This is a genomic window from Photorhabdus noenieputensis, assembly GCF_018448935.1.
GTDB lineage: Bacteria > Pseudomonadota > Gammaproteobacteria > Enterobacterales > Enterobacteriaceae > Photorhabdus > Photorhabdus noenieputensis.
Map to the genome: position 1 here is coordinate 24,672 of NZ_RCWC01000009.1, position 23,009 is coordinate 47,680.

Sequence of the window (23,009 nt, forward strand, 5' to 3'; positions counted from 1 at the left end):
CCGGTGTCATTTATACGCAATGATTATCATACTCTTGCAATAAATCGTTAACGTTAACGCTAAGAGTGATATCACGTTTCAACTTTTTGTTTAATTCCGTTTCTGTTACCCCCTGAATAGTGCCTTGATCAACAAGCTTAGCCACTCGACTACGTGACAATGCAAGCTTTTTGGTCAAGATTGAGATCAATCTGATAGGAATGGGATATTCAAGCTGTATTGTGATCTCTGCCGCTGGAATTTGAGCGATGTCCTGAAGCTCTTTACCTTCGATGATAAAGTCAGGCGCAGCGCCGAGTTCAGCTCTATTTTTTGCCAATACGCGATAATCAAACGCATATCGCCGTATTTCATCTTGATCATTATGCAAAAACCGTTCATACAAATTGCTTTCCAATTTGTTGACATGAATCCTGGAAAAAATATCAATATTCCAAGTGTAATCACACTTTTCACATTTATAGATACTCCAAACATCTAAAACTTTTTTTTGCGCATTAACCCTAAAAGTGCCGGCTGGATAAAACTCCTTTTTTACTTCACAGCCAGGGCAACGTTTCAAAATGGCCTGATAGCCTACAGGCCTTACTAACCAGATAACATTTCTATTTGTCATGATAGATCCACGTTTAAATTGGTTAAGTTAGTTACTAGTTACGGCTAAATTGGTCAATTTCACATCTGAATTTGATGATATTCTATAACATCAGATCTTGAAACCCTTTATCAATTCGTTGCTTAGCTGGCAGAGAACAGAGAACAGAGAACAGAGAACAGAGAACAGAGAACAGAGAACAGAGAACAGAGAACAGAGAAGCTTGACGTGAATTGCTATAAGCCTGCAAGCAATATTTTTTCTGGGCGGTTTTCTGCATCAAATGCCGTTCATTTCGGGATATCAGCACCATAATAGACATAATTCGATCCGGTTAATGTTATGTGTTGATTTAACGATTGCTCAAATCGTTCAAACCGGATTGAATTCCCTCAACGGGGTAGGCTATTTTGCCGAGCTATTTAATATCGTTAGTTATTTCAATTAATACGTTCCGCTATTTTTTTCATAAAAAAACATCACGAAAGGGGAAAAAAGTGAAACCGAAAAAACTAGAAATTAAAAAATTAATATCGCACCCTCTAGAAAGAGTAAGGATTACATACAAATTCAAAACAATCCCCTAAGAGGGAAATTGTTCGTTATCTTACGGTGAACACGCCATCTTTCCAGTAACTGATTTATCCAGCACGAAGTTTTTTAGCTTGTTTATCAAGCAAGGATAAGAAAGAAAATATCCCCCAAAAGGGATATATCGACTATTAAAGAGAGGGTAAACCTGACCTACGCTACTGTAGGTCAGGCATATCACTGTGATTTTCCTTTATAGAAAAGAAAACAATCATTACTCACGCTTTGGACAATCAATCACGTCGAAATTTTTGCTGTAGCAAATGTACAATTCATCACGATTGATCTGAATGGTTTTGCCCTTCAACGATGGGTTATTTTTCTGGAGGAATTTAATTAACTGCTCATTAGATGGACGATTACTCGGCAATACCAACTCATCGAACAGTTCCTGCTGTTTACTGAAAAACTGATCTGGCGTTGCAAACGCGCAAACACCATGTTTTTCCCACTCGGCTTGCAACAGATCTGCCCCGGGAGAAGCGCACAGATAAGGTTCAATCACCTGATAATCCAGTTGTGGCAAATCCCCTTTGCAAAGACGTGGATGTTTACGAACATCAGACCAATCACGGCATTGCGCCATTGATTTACCGTTGCAGGTTTGCGCCCATAAGCCGTGAATTACCCAATTAAATTTGTTTTCGGAGAAGCATTGCAATTCAAATTTTTCATATTCACGCTGTGCCTCATCAAGTTTATTATTACTTTTCAGGCGCTCAATATTTTTTGCTTTGCTCTTACAAAATGCTGGAGAATAACTAATAGCCAATTTAAAGTAATCTGTCGATGCAGTTGCATTCTGACCATAACGGTCATTTTTGGCAACGAAATCATAATCTTTCGGCGGAGTAGCCGGTAAGATACAAGATGCCCCCTCTTCCAATGTTGTTCGAAACTCTAACGAGTCAGTCACTGCTGTTACTTCTGGTTGTTTCGCACAGCCAACAACCAGCAAAACGAATATTGCTGATAATAAATTAAAAAAACGCATCTTAATTCCTTATGGGAAATCATTTCCCTGTTGATGGTAAACAAACAAAAACCTGCCCAAAATCAGGGCAGGCGACTATTAAAATTATTTTTTTTCAGTCAGATCAATTTGATATACCGCAAAACCGATATCATCGTTTTCCAAATATTTCATCGGGTATTGAGAAAATGCGTTGATAAACTTCGCCGCTTTCTCACTTGGAGACGTTTCAAAACGGATATCCAGTTTCTTGTCAGTTTTGATTGGCATAATCGACCAGTTATTCTCGGCTTTGGTCACGACCATCCCTTTCTGTTTAGACATTTTGACAATGTAAGCAGCTAAAATAGCGCGGTTCTCATCCGGTGAAGCGAATGCGATATGTTCTTCGCCTGTGCCGGCAAATTTACCGCCATAGGCACGGTAGTTATTGGTGGCAATGAGAAATTTAGCTTGAGGATCGATCGGTTTCCCCTGATAAGTCAGTTCCTTGATACGGTTCGCCCCTTGATTGATGATCTGGCAATCAACGTCATATTTAGCCGGTTGAGTCAGATCAATCTTATAATTCACACCGCTGATCATATCGAAGTTATAAGTACGGAAGCCGTTCCAGTTCAACAGATACTGCGGTTGAGTTGAATTTGGATTAATCTGGTTATACATACCGGCCGAACACTCCAGCCATTCAATCACATCAGCGCCAGTGACCTTCACAACAGCCAGTGTATTGGAATAGAGATACAAATCTGCTGCATTACGGAAGGTTAAATCGCCTTTTTCAACTTCAACAAATTCTGCGGGTGCATTTTTACGCCCACCAACTTTGAATGGCGCGGCGGCGGCCAGAACCGGAATATCCGCTAAATCAGGATCACCTTGAATAAAACGCCGCGCGTAATCTGCTTGTGCATCATTCACGATTTGCACTGTCGGGTCACTTTGAATCAAAGCCAAATAGCTATACATATTGGCGGAAGCTTTACCAATCAATTTACCCACAAAACTCTGTGTTCCTTGATGAGCTTGATCGACAATGTGTGCCAACTCACTATCGCGCTCAACTAGTGCCTTTTTATTCACTTTGTCATAAATCGGGCGCGCTTCCGCTGTTGCCTGCGTCACTTTCCATGTGCCACCCTTGTTGTCGATAACCATATCAACAACACCTAAATGATCACCCCATTGGCCGGGCATAACGGCGGGAATGCCGTTAACCGTACCTTTGGCAACATCAACGCCTTTAATGTCTGCAAATTCTTGACTGGGGAACACCCCGTGTGAGTGACCAAACATAATCGCATCAATGCCTTGAACTTCACTCAGGTAATAAACTGAATTCTCAGCCATTGCCTTATAAGGCTCCTTGGAAAAGCCGGAGTGAGGAATAGCAATAATCAAATCCGCTCCCGCTTGTTTCATTTGAGGAACAAATTTTTTCGCGGTTTCAGTAATGTCGTTAACGGCCACTTTCCCAGCCAGATTGACCTTATCCCAGATAACAATCTGTGGCGGTACAAAGCCGATATAGCCGATCTTAATGGTATGATTTTTACCCTCCCGGTCTTTCACCGGCGTATCAACAATAATATAGGGGGTGAAATAGTTCTTACCGGTTTTCGCATCCATGATGTTGGCATTGATATAAGGGAACTTCGCACCAGCAATGGCTTTTTTTAGATAATCCAAACCAAAGTTAAACTCGTGGTTACCAAAGTTACCCACGGTATAACCCATTGTATTCATTAACTGATGTGCTGGATGAGACTCCCCTTTTTTAAGGCCCTTTGCCGCCACGTAATCCGCCAGTGGACTACCTTGAATCAAGTCACCGTTATCGACCAGAATGGTGTTGGTAGCTTCTGCTTTGGCTGCTTTAATTAAGCTCGCTGTGCGTACCAAACCAAATTGTTCTGTAGGCTTGTCCTTAAAGTAATCAAAATCAATCAAGTTACTATGAACATCAGATGTTTCCATTACCCGCAAATCAACGGTTGCAGCATGGACATTACATGCGATCAATAAGGTTAATGTGGAGACTTTCAACACATTGTTAACCATTTCACACCTCTTTTTTAGGCTAGTTTGGAGAAACTAAAATCAGCTCTCTTATCACTGTCAACTTATAAGTACAGACAAGCCCTAGTTTTCAGAACCGCCTGTTTTTTATTTTCATAAGCTGGATTGTCGCTGTGAACATCATCATATGTCGTTTCAACGAACAAACGCAGGCTATTGTACTGAGAAATTGTTAAACATTAATCTCAACCAACAAGATAAATCTGTTTTTTTATAGTTAGGGCCTCTTCATTTTTAACACGCAAAGGGTTACCCGCGTATACCACTTTGCCGGGATCTCACTCCTTCTTTTTTGTTGCTAACACGATAAAATCCACCTTAAAACAGACTTATAGATCATAAATTTAAATTAAGTAATAATAAAATATCAATAATGCCTTGTATTTAATTATTAGCTTTATTTCTGAACAAAAATCTCTCTATTCTGTCTAGTCAGGTAAAATATTCAAACTAATAAATACCTTTCATAATATTACTGTATAAAATAAAATTACTAACAAATCGCAAATATTTTTAAGCAATTAATTATTATCCATATTAGGCTTCCTTATATAAATTTTTATGGTGTTTAATTATAAAATAATCATTAATTTAGGTTAACATGATTGAATGTTTTTAGTTAAAAAAGCGTGACTTTATTAACATTTCAATGTCACGATGTAATTTTTAACCATGCAATCAATTATAAGTACATAATAATTAAAACAAAAATTATTTTCGTGAGAAAATGCACAATTACACCGTTAAACACACAAATAATTACAATTATTTGTGATAATAATCACATTGGCCAGGTAACTTTATCTTTTTAGTTGAATTCCATTAATTACCTTATTTATTAAAATAATTATTTAACAAATTAAAACTTTAACAATTAGTTTTAATACAAATTTATTTTAACAAAAAAATAACAAAATATTAAAATCATAAAAACAATGTTATTTATTTTATATTGAATTAATTTATAAATTTAATTAAGATTATTATTTATAAAACATAACCATATATTAAAGACATTATGAAAAGTAAAAATTTTTATTTTATTAATTAAAATAAAAATTTAACAAAATACAATTAAAAATAAACAACAAAATTAATAAATCAATTTAACAACAAAAAGTGAAAATTATTTATATTATTGATATAAAAGAAAAATATTATAAAATACATAATCAAGATTATAATTTTTTTAATCAACTTGACGCCACTATAATTTCTATAAATGATTTTTCCAATCAACATGACACATTTATCAATGTCCCAACTATCTCACTCAATCCAGCAATGAAGAGAAAATAAAAAAATTTATGTTAGCCACTTGACCAGAAACAACAATTACATTAATTTTATTTAATATTATAAACAGCATCATTAAACTTCATCATTTCAGCACTCTAGTAGAGCCGAAAATTTAACATAAGTTAATAGCAATAATTGATTATAGTAATTAGTAATAGTTAATTAGCTAGAGCTAGCGTTAACTATTCATTCATTTTAAATAAATTTTAAGGTTAATCGCTGACACAAAACAAAAAACATAAAACAATCTAATGCTTTAGAGCATTTTTTCTCATCAGGGCTACTGAGGATTTCCTGATAAGTTAATAACACCTCTACTGTCTTTATTCATCACCATTAACCCTAAAATAATCAAAACATTATGATGGAGGTAACTGCAAATGAAATGGTATGTCAAAGAAGCCCTCGAAATTAATCAGGCTATACCATACGAGGAATCAATCAATATCGAAGCGGGTTTTGGACCAACAGGGCTGCCACACATAGGAACCCTTTGCGAAATTCTCCGTGCCAATCTCATCAAAACCGAATTGGAGAAAGCAGGTAGAACAGTTAATTTTTATCTCATCTCAGATGATTTGGACCCTTTCAGAAAAGTACCTTTGAATATTCCAAATGCTGAAAAATTAACGCCTTATCTAGGTCAACCAATAAGCAAGGTGCCGGACCCTTTCGGAAATTTCCCATCATTCTCTGAAATGGCGGAACATCAGCTCATGAAGCTCGCCGCAGAATATGAAATAGAGTGTCAGTTAGTCCGAAACTCTTTAGCCTATCAAAACGGCGATTACAATGACGAAATCAAACTATTCCTGCAAAATTTCTCAGTGTTAAACCAAATATGCAAGGAATCGACGGGATCTTTAAGACAAAGAACCTACAGCATGATCATGCCCATTTCTGAAAAAACTGGTGCCGTACTTGAACATATTATAGTCACCGGCGTAAACCCAACATTAGGAGAAATAACCTATTACATACCTGGTGATGAAGTCATTAATAAACCCGGTTATGAATATGGAGTAGAAATTCGAGAATTCTATAAAAATGAGATATTAGATCAAGAGCAAACTATTTCGGTACTAAACGGTAAATCTAAACTTCAGTGGAAAGCAGACTGGGGTATGCGCCTCCTTGCTAAAAACATTCATTTTGAAATGCATGGTGAAGATTTGCTAGCTTCTGCCGCTGTTGTTCGCCAGATCGCGAGAGCATTAAACAAGTCAATTCCACGTTTTTACAAGTATGGGCTTTTCCTTGATGATGCAGGTAAAAAAATATCGAAGTCGAAAGGAAATAGTTTCTCTTTGGATGATATTCGCCATCTGCTGACACGAGATGCAATCCGCACTTACCTCTCAAAAGAGCCACAGAGATCGTCTAAATTTTATATAGCGCTGGCACCCCATCTCAATGATCAAGTTAATATTTCGCAAAAGGATAGAAAACGATTATCTTTTTCGAAGATCGCAAGAATATTACACGCTTCAAAACCGGCGAGTAAACTTGCTGCTGAAAATTTTCTAAATCGCTATAAAAAACCGGGGGAATCCATTTCAGATCAGGAATTGGAAATAAGTTATAATTATTATATCAGGACATGCAAAAACGAAAATCAAGGATTACAAAACATTAAAGAAGAAAAATATTTCTCAGCCATTGCCAACTTAATAAGCTCAGGAGAAATATCCACTAAAGATCAGCTTTTCCAGCGTATAATCAGTATATATGAAGACCATTTTTCAGATGATAAATCATCCCAAATATGGTCTCTGATCTATCGAGGACTATTTGGTGATACCAAAGGTCCACGAATTAAAACATGGTTAGATTTAAATTGCATGCAGCATATTTTAACCCACTTTAACAATCCACATAAAAACCAATATAAAAACTCATCCAAAAAAAATGAGGAGAATATCGCTAACAATGAAATTAACAGTTCTCAAAAAGAGAGATTAATAAACAATAACATTGAGAAGGACCAAATATATATGACTAAGTTATACAGTAAAATTAACTTCACCGAAATCAAGAAAAAATGTGACGAACTTTGCTCAGCTTTACAGAAGCATCGAGCGGCGTTAGTTGAAGCACTCTCTGGCTATCAATGTAAGAACGTCACCGAAGATGAAATTCTCCGTTCAATAGATGTCTTGAATAATATTGAGAACAACAGAGAATATTTCAAAAAGAAAATTTATGGTGTCACCTCATTCCTCCCGCTTAACCAACCTATTTACGCTTCTGTATGTTTTGGTTTTATCCCTTCACTGATGGCGGAAAACGTGTGCATACGCCCCCCGACAGCAATGCATACACATTACAAAAAACTTGAGGAGGTGATTAATTTATCCGAATTTTCTCCGACATTATCTATTTCCTATGAAGATAAAGAGTTATTTTTAAGTCAACGAGTAAAAATAACTGATGCGGTAATCTTTACCGGAACACCGGAGAATGCGCTCAAGGTACGTAAGCATTTCAGAAAAAACACCCTATTTATTCTTAATGGTGCCGGTCATAATCCACTTATTATCTCAAAAGACGCAGATATTAATCTGGCCGTTGAAAGTGCAAAACGAGTTGTTCTTTACAATCAAGGGCAGGATTGTGCTGGCCCAAACGCCATATTAGTACACAATGATATATACGATTTATTCAAGCAACGATTGATCTCTGATTTGAAGAAGATTGAAGATAGAGTTGGACCTTATAGTGACTATAAGAATATCGTCGGCCCCAATAGCGATATTGATCACAGTATAAAAATTGCCTCTGTATTTAAAGCAAATAGACCCTATTGCACCTATGGAGGAGACGTTAATCCTATTAATGGCATGATAAAACCAACGGTTTTCGAGAAAGAATTATCGTTGGGCGGCAATTATAAAGAATTTTTTGCACCTGTTTTCTTCTTACAAAGATATTATCAGGATCAAGACCTCATCCATTATTTTTCTGACCCTTTGTATTCAGCCAATGCCATGTATATATCTTTGTTTGGCACCAGTGACTATATCCATCATCAACTCAGCGAACGCCTTCACCTGCCAGATAGTATTCTTAATAATACTGACTTACATCTGGAAGAACACGGTTATCTTCCTTATGGTGGCCAAGGACCAGCGGCTTCATGCCTTTGGTATGAAGGTAATAGGATTAACGGCAGTACGTTGCCACAGCGTGATATATACCACTATTTAATTGAACCCTTTAATCTCCTTCCCACACCAAAAGGTGAAAAACGCCACTGCGTTCAAGCGGGAATTTAAACTACTCCGGTGAATCCTCACTTCAACGGATGACTCGACCGCGCCGTACTTTCCACAAATAAGCACGGCGTGTCTTAGCGCTTAATACAATCACGAAACCGTCAATCAAGATAATTGACACAATATACTAGGGCCTATCCCTGTGATTCGCTATCATGCTACCTTATGTTGGTCATGCTCACCGATTCATTGAGCAAAAATATGGGGTAATTTTATGTTGTGGTTCAAAAATTTAATGATTTACCGTTTAAACCGGGAAATTTCACTTTCTGCGGATGAACTGGAAAAACAATTAAGTCCGTTAGCATTCACCCCATGTGGTAGCCAAGATATGGCGAAAACAGGTTGGGTGCCACCAATGGGTTCACACAGTGACGCCTTCACCCATGTCGCGAATAACCAAATTCTGATTTGTGCCCGCAAAGAAGAAAAGATGTTGCCTTCACCCGTTATCAAACAAGCATTACAGGCAAAAATTGAAAAACTGGAAGGAGAACAACATCGCAAACTTAAAAAAACAGAGAAAGACTCTCTGAAAGATGAAATATTGCACACCCTGCTACCTCGGGCATTTAGCCGATTCAGCCAAACTTATATTTGGATCGATATCACCAATAATCTGATCGTTGTTGACGCGGCCAGTGCTAAACGGGCCGAAGATAATTTAGCATTATTGAGAAAAAGTCTGGGTTCTTTACCTGTTGTTCCCCTGACATTTAAAGATCCAATAGAATTAACCCTGACAGAATGGGTGCGTTCCGGTGATTTACCGACAGGTTTTGCTTTAATGGATGAAGCTGAACTAAAAGCCATTCTGGAAGAAGGCGGCGTGATACGCTGTAAAAAACAAGATTTGGTTTCTGACGAAATCGCCACACATATAGAAGCTGGCAAATGTGTCACTAAACTAGCGCTCGATTGGGAAGAGCGTATTCAATTTATGTTGTCCGATGATGGTGCTTTCAAACGTATAAAATTCAGTGATACTCTGCGTGAACAAAATGATGACATTGATCGGGAAGATTTTGCCCAACGGTTTGATGCTGACTTTATTCTAATGACCGGCGAATTAAGTGCATTGATTAAAAGCACCATTGAAGCGCTGGGTGGCGAAGCGGAAAAATAACCTCAATTTTTAATACTATTTGCCGCTTTGAACTATTTTTCAAAGCGGTATTTTATGCCTTCCTCAATTCAAGGCCAGATATTTTTTAAAAAGATCCCCTTTTCATACTACCAGCAATATCTTCTTTAATTTACTCTGAAAAAATCATTTGGAGAACAATCAATTCAAAATTGGAGAGTAAGCCATCGCACTAATCAACGAAATAAAGGAAGCACGTAACGTTATTTCAGCAAAAACCGCCATCCATCCTAGTACAATACGAAGCTACCGCAAAAGTTAACCTTTATCAGCTAAGGTCTATGTTCCCATACCAAGCGTATATCCTCCATAACTCCATATTGATTTATCCGTTTAACCACGCTTATCTCTATAAAAAATTATAGTAAACAATATTATTAAATGTAACATGTAACTAAAGTTATATTGTTCACCTATAATTTACCAAAAGTAGTTTTTTTAATTGCTATTAAAATATATACAACAATTTTAATTTTTTTATGGCAATATTGTTTTGACAATAAACAAACTTTAATATAAAAATAAATAATTACATGAAGTTACATTACTATTATATATCGAAATACAACTCTCATTTTAGTCAAAAACGTCTTAATTCTCCCTCATCTAACACAGGCAGGATATCTTGACGAAAAACTTGAGTTTATCCTCAATCTGACACAGGTAAAAACAGATGAATAAAAAATTTCATGAGGCAAACCGTTTATCGTGGAATGCCGCTACTGTTGCCCATAATAGTCATAAAGGTGATCAAGCCGCTTTTTTCAGGCAAGGCGGCAACACACTCTATCCAGAGGAACTATCACTACTAGGTGATATAAAAGATCTAAATATCTTACACCTGCAATGTAATTCTGGTCAGGATACTTTAAGTCTGGTGAAATATGGTGCCAATGTAACTGGGGTTGATATTTCTGATGAAGCAATTAATTTCGCCCGTCAGCTATCCAGCGATAGTGGCATTCCGGCCCTATTCCACCGAGCTGATATTTTTGATTGGATGGAACAAGCCATTACAGAAAATTTGAAATTTGATCGGATTTTCTGTTCTTATGGTGTATTAGTTTGGATTTCTGACCTAAAAAACTGGGCCCGACTTATTTCACAATTATTAACACCAGAGGGAAAATTTGTATTGATTGAATTTCATCCGTTCTCCCTCTATTTTAATGCGCAATGGAAGCCTCATTATGACTATTTCAGGGAAGGCGCAGTCATTGATGAAGGCGGAGTTCACGATTATGTCGCTAAATCCGTCGAAACCCTCTATCCAGATGAAGTGATAGAAGAAGGTGTTAAAGATTTCCAGAACCCTCACTATACTTATGAATTTTACTGGGGAATCAATGAAGTACTCAATGCTCTGATACAAGCAGGATTACGAATTGAACAGTTCAATGAATACCCTTACTCAAATGGATGGAGTGGATTTGAAGGCATGCGTAATATTGGTGGCGGAAAAATGGTACAGCCGGAAGGAATGCCTCGTATGCCATTAATGTATGGTGTGCTTGCAGGGAAATAATCAGACAACCCTCGTAACAATCGCCAGTCTGTTGCTCAGTATCACCTTACTGGCGATAATACCGACGCATTCCAAAACTAAATAACAGAATTAAAGCTATTTACCGTAATCCTACAAATCCAATTAGGTATTCAATGAATTCAGCGAAAAAAGGCTATCAACCTCCTTTCTCAATTACAGCTAAAATGATCCAATTAGTTGCCGAAATCAGTGAGAATATCGGGCGATTAAGCACAGAGCAGGAACAAATAAAAGCTTTGCGATTGAGACGAATCAATCGGATACGTACAATTCACGGTTCACTGGCAATTGAAGGTAACTTACTTGATGCAAGCCAAATCACAGCCATTATTGAAGGCAAGCGAGTTATTGCACCGATCAGTGAAATACAAGAAGCACGTAACGCTATCTTGGCTTACGAAAAACTCAACTATTGGCATTTCACATCAGAGCAAAACTTACTGGAAGCCCATTATGTTCTAATGAAGGGATTGCTAGATAATGCCGGCAGTTATCGACACAGCGGCGTCGGGGTGATGGATGGAGAAAAAGTCATTCATATGGCTCCACAGGCAAACCGGATTCCAAAGCTGATGGGTAATCTTTTTCACTGGTTAGGCTCTACTGATATTCACCCACTTATTGCCAGTTGCATTTTCCATTATGAATTTGAATTCATTCATCCATTTGCCGATGGAAACGGCAGAATGGGCCGGTTATGGCAAACATTAATCTTAAACCACTGGAACCCTTTATTTGAATTTATCCCCGTTGAAAGCCTGGTTTATGAACACCAAGCTCATTACTATCAGGCAATTAATCTCAGTAGCCAACTCGTTGATTGTGCCCCATTTATTGAGTTTATGCTGCACATGATCCGTGATGCAATTCTGACATCTACCCATCAGGCTACCCATCAGGCTACCCATCAGGCTACCCAACAAGTTAAACAACTGATTATGGTATTGAAAGGGGAAATGAACCGTGGGCAACTGCAATCAGCCCTTGGATTAAAAGATCGTAATTCATTCCGTCAGCGCTATTTGCAACCCGCACTGGCAGCAGGATTAATTGAAATGAGCCATCCAGAAAAACCGAGCAGCCCATTACAGCGCTATCGCTTGACGGAGAGAGGGGTAGATTTAAAAGCTCACCACAAATAATGAGAACTCATTAAGTGGATATGAATATCATAACTATAGTGCTTTAATGTCCACTTAAAATAACTATAATCAGGTGAACATCAAAACCACAAATACCTAGAGTTGTTGTCTACTCATGGATAGATCTACCGCACTTAAACGTTTTATCGACTGGGACAAAAAGGGCGATATGTCTTCACCCTTACCGATCTCAGAAAAATCTTTCCTGAAGATAACCCCAAGACACTCTAGGCGGGCTTAAATCGTCTGGTTAAAGAATCGATGCTTTCACGACCTGTACGCGGGATTTATCTGTTTAACTTTGCTCATAGCCACGATAGTTACGCCATTGAACATATTGCCAAAGCTCTACGACGTGGTGAATACAATTACATTAGCCTTGAATCAGCACTAAGTGAATATGGCGTTATTTCACAGATCCTGATCGATAGGCTCACCGTAATGACAACAGGCCGGAAAGGTCTTTATCACACGCCACTGGGTACCATCGAATTCACTCATACCAAACGCCAACAGGAAGAGAAAATAATCTATCCTAATATCTTCATTGCATATATACCCTATAGATTTCAAGATGGATCGCGGCGGCAAGGGAGCGAATCCCCGGGAACATAGATAACTATGTGACCGGGGTGAGTGAGTGCAGCCAACAAAGAGGCAACTTGAAAGATGACGGGTATAAATTAATGATGAATTAGCTCTAACAAATATAGTGTTACCGTTGAAGGTTTCGCGCCTTTATCTACCAACGTTAATTTATTATTAGCTATAGACACATTAATCTGATCAGTCACCTCTGGTGGCGTTATTTTTTCCAGCGATCCACCTTGTTGAATACGATATGCTTTAATTTTAAATTTCTTGCAGCCTATATGATCAATCACCACTGTAACGCCTTGGTCACTATGAGTATAATCACGAGTTTTAGGTCTTAAAAGAGAATCTAATGGAAGTTGTTGCACCGGCTCCTTTTGCACTACCGCATTATTAGATTGAATGGTTGTCGGATCAATACCGCCAAACCATCTATTCTTACTACAGGTATCCGTTAATTGATCTAATGTTCGGCTAGTATCCAAATAGTATTGTTGATATAAATCCGCAGGAACCGGGGCTACACTACCATCAGAAAAGCCTTTATCCACTTTATAATTTGCTGCGAGGATATTAATTTTATTACCCGATTTATTTTCGGCGGCCAAAACCGTTAAGCCGGTTGAAAAATCCTTTTGACCACTTAATATATAAGGGGTTTTTAACATCTTGGCAAAAAGACCAAAAGATTGAGCTGAATAGGTACAGAAATTTCTAACACTTGGATTTTTAGGATTAGGTTGATCGTTAAATAAACCAAAAGATAAACCATCCCCACGATAATAATGAGCCAGGTCAACTTTGGTATATTGCATATAAATCAATGAGGAGGCGATATATGCTGCATTTTTAGGGCTCTGCACTTTGGTAAATGTATTTCTCGATCCAAAAGGAGTAGAGTTCCATTCAGTACAAATACTCTCAGTCTTAGTAAAACCATAAATATGCAAACTATTTTGAATCGTATTCCCCATATCAATAATATTTTGCGGGTCTCCAGTATCAACGTATCCATGCCAAGAAAAGAAATCTAACGGTACATGATTATCCCGACAATATCGGAAAAATCCATCGATATAATGTCCTCCTGCATGATTACTAAATGAAATACCTGCACCACCGACTTTAGCACCAGGATCAACCGCCTTAATTACTCGCACTACTTTTTCATATAATTGATAATACTTTTGTGGATCATCCGTATTCCAGAAAAACAACAAATCAGGCTCATTCCAAATCTCCCAATAGCTTATTTTTCTCGGCAACCCAACACAGGCATAGTCTACACCATAACGATTCACCAGAGCTTTAACTAATGCTGCATAAACATCAAAATCCTCTGGTATTTCATAACCACCATCAAGTGAACGCCCAATACGAAAAAAGAGCTGTCGCTCAATATTATCTGGGTTCAGATCTGCTTGATTATTCAGAACATCACGCAGATAAGCATCCGTCATTTCATAATTGGCATCTTTTAATGCAAGACTCACATCATGATTTCTCATTCCGATAGCCGCATTAGGAAAAATACTTCTGACATTTGCAATATCAGCAACAAGCTTTTTAGCTGCGGGTTTCTTTTCCTCCGGCACATTGATAATCATTTGATCTTGATTATTTTTCCTATCCACCTGGAAATAATTATCGATATCCCCAATACCAAAGCCGTCATGCAGCCGGACATGTGTCACTCCCATCTGATTAAATTCATTATCTAAATCAGGGAAACCTGGCGCTATCGATTTAGGAAGACCATTGACGCCATTAACCGCTTTAAGACGCGAGTTATACCCCGCTGATAAATCTCGATGATTTTTATTAAATGAAAAAACTTTAGTCATAATACCCTCTATCTTAATTAAGAAATTGTATCCCTATAAACCAAAAACAATATCAAAGAATAAATACATTTATCTGGCAACTCAATAACAATAAATGAATGGAAGACCCAGATAATGGTTAAATATCACTTTCAACTACAACTTAAAATTATCCGCTATTACTTTGAATTTATTGAATTAAACAAACAATTAAATTAACACAATTATTACCGATAATAAAATTGACCTTATGATTTATTTAACCACAGAATCATTAAAAGAGAAAAAATACATCAATCAAGAGTGATATTAATAACAATGATAAAATAGCACATAATAAAACCATGCAGAGAGTAGATTATATTTAAAAATATCGTACAAAAGATCATTAACACATATTAAAAACATATTTTTAATCAAAAAAACAACCTTAATGAACCATCGCCAAATATAAAAAAACATATAATTCAATTAATTGATATAAAAAAGGCTCTTAATAAGAGCCTGTCAGATTAAAATAATTTACTATAATATTTTCATTGCATATAAAATTAATTATTCTCTAGCTCTAATGAATATAATGTTACTGTCGCAGGCTTTGCTCCCTTATCCACTAGCGTTAATTTATTATTAGCTATAGACACATTGATCTGGTTAGTCACCTCCGGTGGTGTCATTTGTGCCAGTGATCCACCTTCTTGAATACGGAATGCTTTGACTCTAAATTTTTTATAACCTATATGGTTAATTACCACGGTAACACCTTGGTCGCTATCAGTATAATCACGATTTTTAGCTCTCAACATATTATTACCCGGAAATGGCTTAACAGGTTCATGTTGTAATACCGCGTTATCAACGTGAATGGTTGTCGGATCAACGCCGCCAAACCATTTATTCTTACTCCAGGCATCCGTTAATTGATTCAGTGATCGGCTAGCATCAAGATAATATTGTTGATATAAATAATCAGGAGCCGCATTACCATCGGCAAGACTCTTATCAACTTTGTAATTTGCGGCAAGGATATTTATTTTATTACCTTCGGTATTCTCCGCAGCCAAAACGGTCAAACCTGTGGAAAAATCCTTATTACCACTTAAAATATAAGGTGTTTCGAACATTCTGGCAAACAGGTAAAAGGATTGAGCTGAATAGGTACAGAAGTTTTTAACACTTGGGTTTTTAGGATTTGGCTGGTTGTTAAACAAACCAAAAGATAAGCCATCTCCCCGATAATAATAAGCTTTGTCGGCTTTTATATATTGCATATAAATAAATGTGGAAGCAATATATGCCGCATTTTTAATACCTTGTACTTTTGTATATGTATTTTTTGTCCCAATAGGACAAGAAGTCCATTCAGTACAAAAACTTTCTATACCGGTAAAACCATAAGTATGCAAACTTTTTTGAACCTTATTTCCTAAATCAATAATGTTTTGCGGGTCTCCGGTTTCAACGTATCCATGCCAGGAAAAGAAATCTAATGGTACATTATTATCTCTACAATACCGTAAAAACCCATCAAGATAATCTTCTTGTGATCTATCAGCAAACGCAATACCCGCGCCACCGACTTTAACCGAAGGATCAACCGCTTTAATTATCCTTGCGATTTTTGCATATAATTCATAATATTTTTTAGGATCATCACTATTCCAGAAAAAAAACAAATCAGGCTCATTCCAAACCTGCCAATAAGTTATTTTCCTTGGCAAACCGATTCTGGCATAATTTAAAGTATAGCGATTCACTAACGTGCTGACTAATATGGCATAAATATCAAAATCATCGGGTATTTCATAACCGCCATCACCGGTACGTCCAATACGAAACATGATTTGCCGCTGAATATTATTTTGGTTAAGTTCGGATTTATTATTCATAATGTCGCGCAAATAAGCGTCAGTCATTTTATAATTAGCCTCTTTTAATGCAAGACTAATATCATTATTTCTCATCCCGGCAGCCGCATTGGGAAAAATACTTCTAATATTTGCAATGTCAGCGAGCAATTTCTTAGCGGCGGGTTTATTTTCTTCTGGTACATTAATAATTATTTGATGTTGATCACTGATTCTATCCGCCTGGAAATAATTATCCATATCGCCAATACCAAAACCATCATGAAGCCGAATATGGGTAATTCCCATTTGATTAAATTGATCATCTAAATCAGGAAAACCCGGCAACAAAGATTTAGGCACACCGTTAACACCATTAACCTCTTTAAGCCGTGAATAGTGACCTGCCAATAAATCTCGATGATTTTTATTAAATGAAAAAATTTTAGTCACAATAAACCTCTATATTCATTAAAAAATGACATTGTTATAAATCAAAAATAATATAGAAGAATAAATATATTTCTTTGACAACTCAACAACAATAAATGAACCGAATACTTAGAGAATAGTTAAATATCACTTTTAACTATATTTTAAAATTACCACCTATTAATTTTAATTTATTACATCAATCAACAATTACATAGATATAATTATTTTTGCCAATAATCCAACCTATGATTTATTTAAGAAATAAGCATAAAAGAACATATACTTCAATAAGAAATTTATATTAATAACGATAGTAAAAAAACACCCAATAAAATCATATAGTGAGTGAATTATATTAAATAATATCGCATAAAATCATTAATATATATCAGGCGGATTCAACTAAATAATTTTAGCAAACCTCTTTTGCAATAACGACATAAATACGGTTAATTTTGCTGGCGGGTGAGCAAGCGCCCGCAATAAATAAATATCTTCTTTACGTCCATCGGGATCATTAAATAAAGGCACAAGTTTTCCAGAATGAATATCTGATGATACCACCCAATTAGGCAGAAGCGCTATTCCAAATCCACTCACTGCGGCCATTCTCAATGTTTCAAAGTCATCACTGCGAAAGATCCTATTATTATCGCTGAAATTAATAATACTGCGATAGCGTGACCAGCAAATGCCCGCGGGGTCATGATGTTTATCAAGCAAATAGTGCCCACCCAGTTCAGTAAGTGTTGTCGGTATTCCATGCTTTTGAATATAGTCTGGACTGGCGCAAATAATCCAAGTTTGTGTGGCGATACGTTTGGAATAAAGTGTGCTGTCCTTTAATTCACCAATACGAATAACTACATCAAGGCGATCCCTGACCGGATCAGTCAGCCGTTCTGTTTGATCAAGTTCAACCCGAATTTTAGGATACCGCGTGAATAGTTCTGCTAGCATCGGAATAATATGTTGACGCCCAAACGTTGGCAGGCAAGCTATACGTAATACCCCTTGCGGCTCGCCATTCAACGCCGCTAATTCAGCCTGGACATCGACAAGATCATTGATAATACCTTGCGCCCTGGCAAATAAAATCTCCCCTGCATCAGTCAGCGATAAACCGCGGGTAGAACGAAAGAATAGTTTTGTCTCTAACACCTGTTCAAGGTTGTCTATCTGACGTGTGATAGAAGATGCAGCCATACCTTGCAAGCGAGCAACGGCGGAAAAACTCTGTGAACGGGCAACATGAATGAATGTTGTTAGCATATCGGTACGTAATAAATCTTTCATCACAATTTTTACCTATAAATATTCAAACACTTCATATAACACAACATCTGGTAGCGCTATCATTTTTGCGTTCTATGCAAAACAATTTCGTTCGCTCTCTTTATTCCCACGATCTCAAGATAGTGCCAGAATTATTTCATCATAAGTCCGGCCAAATGCTGAGAGTTCCCGTGTCAAATACAGTAATAAAACCAAATCCTATTTCTTCCATTTCTCTTATCTTATTATCCGCTGCTTGTGGTTTTGCTGTAGCGAATATTTATTATAATCAACCATTATTGCCAATAATTGGGACAAGTTTTAGCGTTAATGGTTCAATATCCGGCTGGATCGCGACACTAACGCAGATTGGCTATGCGGCGGGGCTTCTCTTTTTTGGGCCGCTTGGAGATACGCTAAGCCGTCGCAAACTGATTTTCTGCCTGTTAATCGGCAATATAATCAGCCTTATCTTATGTGCCACAGCACCCAATTTTACATGTCTTCTGGCAAGTAGCCTGATTGTGGGACTAACTTCTATTTCAGCACAAATCATCATTCCGGCCGTATCTGGTTGGGTAATACCAGAAAAGCGTGGCCGAGCGGTAGGAAGTCTGATGAGTGGCCTTTTCGCCGGAGCACTGCTTGCCAGGGCATTGGGTGGTGCAGTCGGAGAGTATTTCGGTTGGCGTGAAATGTTTATATTGGCCGCTTTAATCGATATATGCCTATTTTTTCTGGTCTGGTTTGTGTTGCCAGAAATAGAAACACCACACACGATGACTTACGGCCAACTTCTTATTTCACTCGGTAAGTTGATAAAGCAACAACCCCTTTTGCGTGAGGCCGCATTATCCGGTTTTTTACTGTTCGCCGCTTTTAATACGCTGTGGGGGTCGCTGGCCTTATTACTTTCCCAACCACCTTACGGATGGGGGAGTGATATCGCAGGTCTTTTTGGTTTGACGGGCATTGTGGGAATGCTAGCTTCACCCATAATAGGTTCGTTGACGGATCGCTTCGGTGGAAGGGCAATTGTTGCCACAGGCGCTTTATTAGTGGCTCTAGCCTTGGGCCTAATTAGCGGTACAGGCCACAGTATTCTATTTTTATTCGCGGGTATTATTCTGTTAGATCTTGGCAGCCGAGCGGGTTTAGTGGCAAATCAAACACAGTTATATACATTATTACCTGATGCCCGCAGCCGACTAAATACCGTATTTATGACCTGCTATTTCTCCGGTGGCGCGATAGGTTCCTCTTTAGGAGCTATCGCCGCCTGGCATTTTTCTTGGTATGGTGTCGCTTTCAGCGGCGGAGGATGCGCATTATTAGCCGCGCTATGGGCTCTGTTTAATCCAAATAGCCGCAAGCAAACTGGAAAGAAATGCCGGGAAGGACAGTATCTTAACACTTGAGCGCTATGCTGCTTGTGGAGCCAGTTTAAGTATTAGCTTTCAGTCCAATTAAAGAACAAGTAGTAGGTGACAAGTGTTCAATGGTTCTAATTTGCGGTTAGCTCGTCTGTATCACGAGCTATCTCTTGAGCAAGTGGCTGAGCGGGTTAATAAAACCCGCCAATACATTCAGCGGCTGGAATCCGGCTTTGCTGTGCCAACTAATGAACTTTCTAATGAATTAGCGACTGTATTGCAGGTTATTCCTGCGTTCTTTGAAACCCAAATACAATCTCCTGTGAACGAAGAGATTGTTCATTTCCGTAAACGCAGCGCAATTAGAGTAGCAACAAAATTAGCAGCACTTGCAAAGGCTGAATTATACAGACGATTAATCGTCGTTTTTGAAGAAAATCTAAATTTACCGTCAGTGTTATTTCCTGAATTAAAAGCAAACTCCCCGGAAGAAGTTGAACGAGCAGCAGAGAAATGTCGGATTGATTGGGGATTAGGGTTTGGGCCAATTGAAAATGTGACTCGCCTGGCTGAAAAACTAGGTGCATTTGTTACCTCGTTTGACTCAGTATCCGATGATGTTGACGCTTTATCCGTTCCATTAGATCGACCTTTCATTGTCAGAAATACAGCCAAGAAGTCACCATGCCGACAACGGTTTGATATTGCACATGAAATTGGACACCTTGTGTTACACGGCGGAATATCTACCGGTGACAGAATAACCGAATCTCAAGCCAACCAATTTGCCTCTGCCCTACTTTTACCACGAAGTGCGATGGCTAAATATTTCCCGGCCCCGATAAGCGGAAGAATCAACTGGCGAGGTCTAAGTGAGTTCAAATTAACTTGGAAAGTAAGTAAAGCAGCAATTATTTATCGGGCGCATCAGCTTTCCCTTTTAACCGATACGCAATACAAAACGGCTTTTTGGGGGCTTAAACGTAAGGGAGAAGCTATTGAGGAAAAAGAGGATTATCTTATTCCCCATGAAAAACCTGAATTATTTCATCGAGCAATAAAAGTGCTTATTAATGATGTTTGTATTGATATTGAAACATTAGCTAAGCGTCTGAAAATTACAGTGCCAATGCTGCTTGAACTCGCTAACGATCGTTCACTTTATGAGCTTCATGATCAGGCAGATTCTGTAAATGTCATTTCGATGTTTTCTTATCGCTCCAGAATAGCGTGATTATCCCCCATCCTGTTTAAATTAAGCTCTTATTAATACAAACCAATTATCATTTTATCTCAACCGCGCTTTCCAGCGCGGTTATTCAATGGAAGAATCAGTGACAATTAACCCGATGAAACCGCTTCCATCCCTACCAAGCCCACTTTCAGATAGCCCGATTTACGCAAAGAATCCATCACACTCATCAGTGTTTCATAATCCACGGTTTTATCAGCCTGAAAGAAAATGGTTGTCTCTTTATTAGATTGGGTGGTCTGATCCAATACCGCCGCCAAAGTATCATGATCGACCTGTTGATCACCAACATAAAGCTGGCGATCAGCTTTAACCGTCAAGAATACCGGTTTTTCTGGACGCTGCTGCGGTTTTGCCGACGAAGCAGGTAGATCCACTTTAATATCAACAGTTGCCAGTGGCGCTGCTACCATGAAGATAATCAACAGCACCAACATCACATCAATAAATGGTGTGACGTTGATTTCGTGTAATTCGCCACTATCGTCCAAATCTTCATTAAGACGTATTGCCATAAATCACCTTGTCCTGCTATTTGCTAAATCCAAATCACGGCCAAGCAGTAATAGTGACTGTGCCGCCATATCACCAACTTGACCACGGTAAGCAGCGATCATGCGGGCGAAGATGTTATAAATTACAACAGCCGGGATCGCCGCCACCAGCCCAAGCGCTGTTGCTAACAAGGCTTCCGCAATACCCGGTGCCACAACTGCAAGGTTAGTTGTCTGTGAGTGAGCAATACCGATAAAGCTGTTCATGATGCCCCATACCGTACCAAACAGGCCAACGAAAGGAGAAATCGCACCAATGGTTGCCAGATAACCATTGCCACGCCCCATATGACGGCTGATCGCCGCAACAGAACGTTCCAGACGGAAAGAAGCTCGTTCTTTCGTGCTATTCAGGTCAGCGCTCTCAGAAGATAACTGACGTTCTGCCTGTACTTCACTCAGCAGCAAGCGGCTAATGCTGAGTTTACTGAAACCTTCGGCAATTTCCGCCGCCTGATCAAGACTCTTAACATCCGCCAAAGCCAATTGTTCTTTACGTAAACGGCGACCAGCCGCCAACAGTTCAGTACCTTTTGAGAAGAATAGCGCCCAAGTAATCACAGAAGCAATCACCAGACCAACCATAACGGTCTTAACAACAATATCAGCGTTCTGATACATGCCCCAAATAGACAGATCAGTCGCAAAGCCACTGGAAATGCTGGTTTCATCAGCAGGAACGCTAGGTGCAACCTCATCCGTTGCAACCGGCGTCACTTGCGCAGACTCCGTCGCAGATGCCTGCGGTGCAATCTGATTTGCAGGCGGTGCAGTCGTGCCCGTCGTTGCCGGGGAGGTAGCCGGAGTAATCTGTGCGGTTTTTGCCGTGTTATTGTTATCTGTTGCCGCCGCTGGCGCTGTATCAGCCAATGCTGAACCTGTCAGCCCGAACGCTAATATTATTGAAGCAGTCAAATTTCGCATCAGTTGGCCTTTACTCCTTTTACTATAAACCTTGTTATTTAGCAGTGAATTACTTTTCGTCATCTCACTAACCTTATTTATACTGAGTCTTTACTCATCTTCACTATACCCGTCATCTTTCAAGTTGCCTCTTTGTTGGCTGCACTCACTCACCCCGGTCACATAGTTATCTATGCTCCCGGGGATTCGCTCCCTTGCCGCCGCGATGCATCTTGAAATCCATAGAGTATAAATTGAATGAAAATGCAGGCTGATAATATCAAACCTTAAGTGATTTGATAGTAATTA

16 protein-coding genes are annotated in these 23,009 nt (G+C 38.4%); 7 read left to right on the forward strand and 9 right to left on the reverse strand.

The annotated features are described in order from the left end of the window. Positions 1–10 precede the first annotated feature (10 nt). The 4 genes from EAE91_RS08685 to EAE91_RS08700 form a co-directional block, all read right to left on the reverse strand. Positions 11–616, reverse strand: a complete 606-nt coding sequence (locus EAE91_RS08685) for a DUF1062 domain-containing protein (protein WP_053093426.1) — start codon at positions 614–616, stop codon at positions 11–13. Between the two features lie 82 nt (positions 617–698). Further along, positions 699–917 carry a hypothetical protein gene (locus EAE91_RS08690; protein ID WP_214088144.1) on the reverse strand — a complete coding sequence of 73 codons (219 nt, stop codon included), beginning with the start codon at positions 915–917 and terminating at the stop codon, positions 699–701. 483 nt (positions 918–1,400) lie between these two features. Next, positions 1,401–2,180, reverse strand: coding sequence for a ribonuclease T2 family protein (locus tag EAE91_RS08695; RefSeq protein ID WP_214088145.1), 780 nt, complete (start codon positions 2,178–2,180; stop codon positions 1,401–1,403). A gap of 84 nt (positions 2,181–2,264) precedes the next feature. Continuing rightward, a complete protein-coding gene (locus tag EAE91_RS08700; RefSeq protein ID WP_214088146.1) occupies positions 2,265–4,220 on the reverse strand; it encodes a bifunctional 2',3'-cyclic-nucleotide 2'-phosphodiesterase/3'-nucleotidase in 1,956 nt (651 codons plus the stop codon). Between the two features lie 1,697 nt (positions 4,221–5,917). On the opposite strand from EAE91_RS08700, the gene EAE91_RS08705 reads away from it, so the two are divergent. From EAE91_RS08705 to EAE91_RS08725, 5 genes are all read left to right on the forward strand, one after another. Then, on the forward strand, positions 5,918–8,812 hold the full coding sequence (locus EAE91_RS08705) for an aldehyde dehydrogenase family protein (RefSeq protein WP_214088147.1): 2,895 nt from the start codon (positions 5,918–5,920) through the stop codon (positions 8,810–8,812). Between the two features lie 214 nt (positions 8,813–9,026). After that, entirely contained in the window at positions 9,027–9,938 is a 912-nt protein-coding gene (gene rdgC / locus EAE91_RS08710) for a recombination-associated protein RdgC (protein ID WP_214088148.1), read from the forward strand. 691 nt (positions 9,939–10,629) lie between these two features. Beyond that, on the forward strand, positions 10,630–11,481 hold the full coding sequence (locus EAE91_RS08715) for a class I SAM-dependent methyltransferase (RefSeq protein WP_036778372.1): 852 nt from the start codon (positions 10,630–10,632) through the stop codon (positions 11,479–11,481). Between the two features lie 134 nt (positions 11,482–11,615). Continuing rightward, positions 11,616–12,644: a Fic family protein gene (locus EAE91_RS08720; RefSeq protein ID WP_036778370.1), complete on the forward strand. Its 1,029-nt coding sequence runs from the start codon at positions 11,616–11,618 to the stop codon at positions 12,642–12,644. A 261-nt stretch (positions 12,645–12,905) separates the two neighbouring features. Next, a complete protein-coding gene (locus EAE91_RS08725) occupies positions 12,906–13,259 on the forward strand; it encodes a hypothetical protein (protein ID WP_214088149.1) in 354 nt (117 codons plus the stop codon). 68 nt (positions 13,260–13,327) lie between these two features. On the opposite strand, the gene EAE91_RS08730 is transcribed toward EAE91_RS08725, so the two are convergent. The 3 genes from EAE91_RS08730 to EAE91_RS08740 form a co-directional block, all read right to left on the reverse strand. Continuing rightward, positions 13,328–15,082 (reverse strand): GH39 family glycosyl hydrolase, encoded by a 1,755-nt coding sequence (locus EAE91_RS08730; protein ID WP_214088150.1) that lies wholly within the window; start codon positions 15,080–15,082, stop codon positions 13,328–13,330. Between the two features lie 530 nt (positions 15,083–15,612). Beyond that, complete coding sequence (locus tag EAE91_RS08735) at positions 15,613–17,169, reverse strand: GH39 family glycosyl hydrolase (protein ID WP_244868744.1); 1,557 nt, start codon at positions 17,167–17,169, stop codon at positions 15,613–15,615. A 576-nt stretch (positions 17,170–17,745) separates the two neighbouring features. After that, positions 17,746–18,639 (reverse strand): LysR family transcriptional regulator, encoded by an 894-nt coding sequence (locus EAE91_RS08740; protein ID WP_214088152.1) that lies wholly within the window; start codon positions 18,637–18,639, stop codon positions 17,746–17,748. Between the two features lie 170 nt (positions 18,640–18,809). On the opposite strand from EAE91_RS08740, the gene EAE91_RS08745 reads away from it, so the two are divergent. After that, positions 18,810–20,036, forward strand: a complete 1,227-nt coding sequence (locus EAE91_RS08745) for an MFS transporter (protein ID WP_247982999.1) — start codon at positions 18,810–18,812, stop codon at positions 20,034–20,036. Positions 20,037–20,109: 73 nt separating this feature from the next. Beyond that, a complete protein-coding gene (locus EAE91_RS08750) occupies positions 20,110–21,225 on the forward strand; it encodes a helix-turn-helix domain-containing protein (RefSeq protein ID WP_214088153.1) in 1,116 nt (371 codons plus the stop codon). Between the two features lie 107 nt (positions 21,226–21,332). Here the strand turns inward: EAE91_RS08750 and exbD are convergent, their stop codons facing one another. Together exbD and exbB are read right to left on the reverse strand one after the other, a co-directional pair. Next, positions 21,333–21,758, reverse strand: a complete 426-nt coding sequence (exbD, locus tag EAE91_RS08755) for a TonB system transport protein ExbD (protein ID WP_214088154.1) — start codon at positions 21,756–21,758, stop codon at positions 21,333–21,335. Positions 21,759–21,761: 3 nt separating this feature from the next. Further along, positions 21,762–22,721, reverse strand: a complete 960-nt coding sequence (gene exbB, locus EAE91_RS08760) for a tonB-system energizer ExbB (protein ID WP_214088224.1) — start codon at positions 22,719–22,721, stop codon at positions 21,762–21,764. Positions 22,722–23,009: the final 288 nt, after the last annotated feature.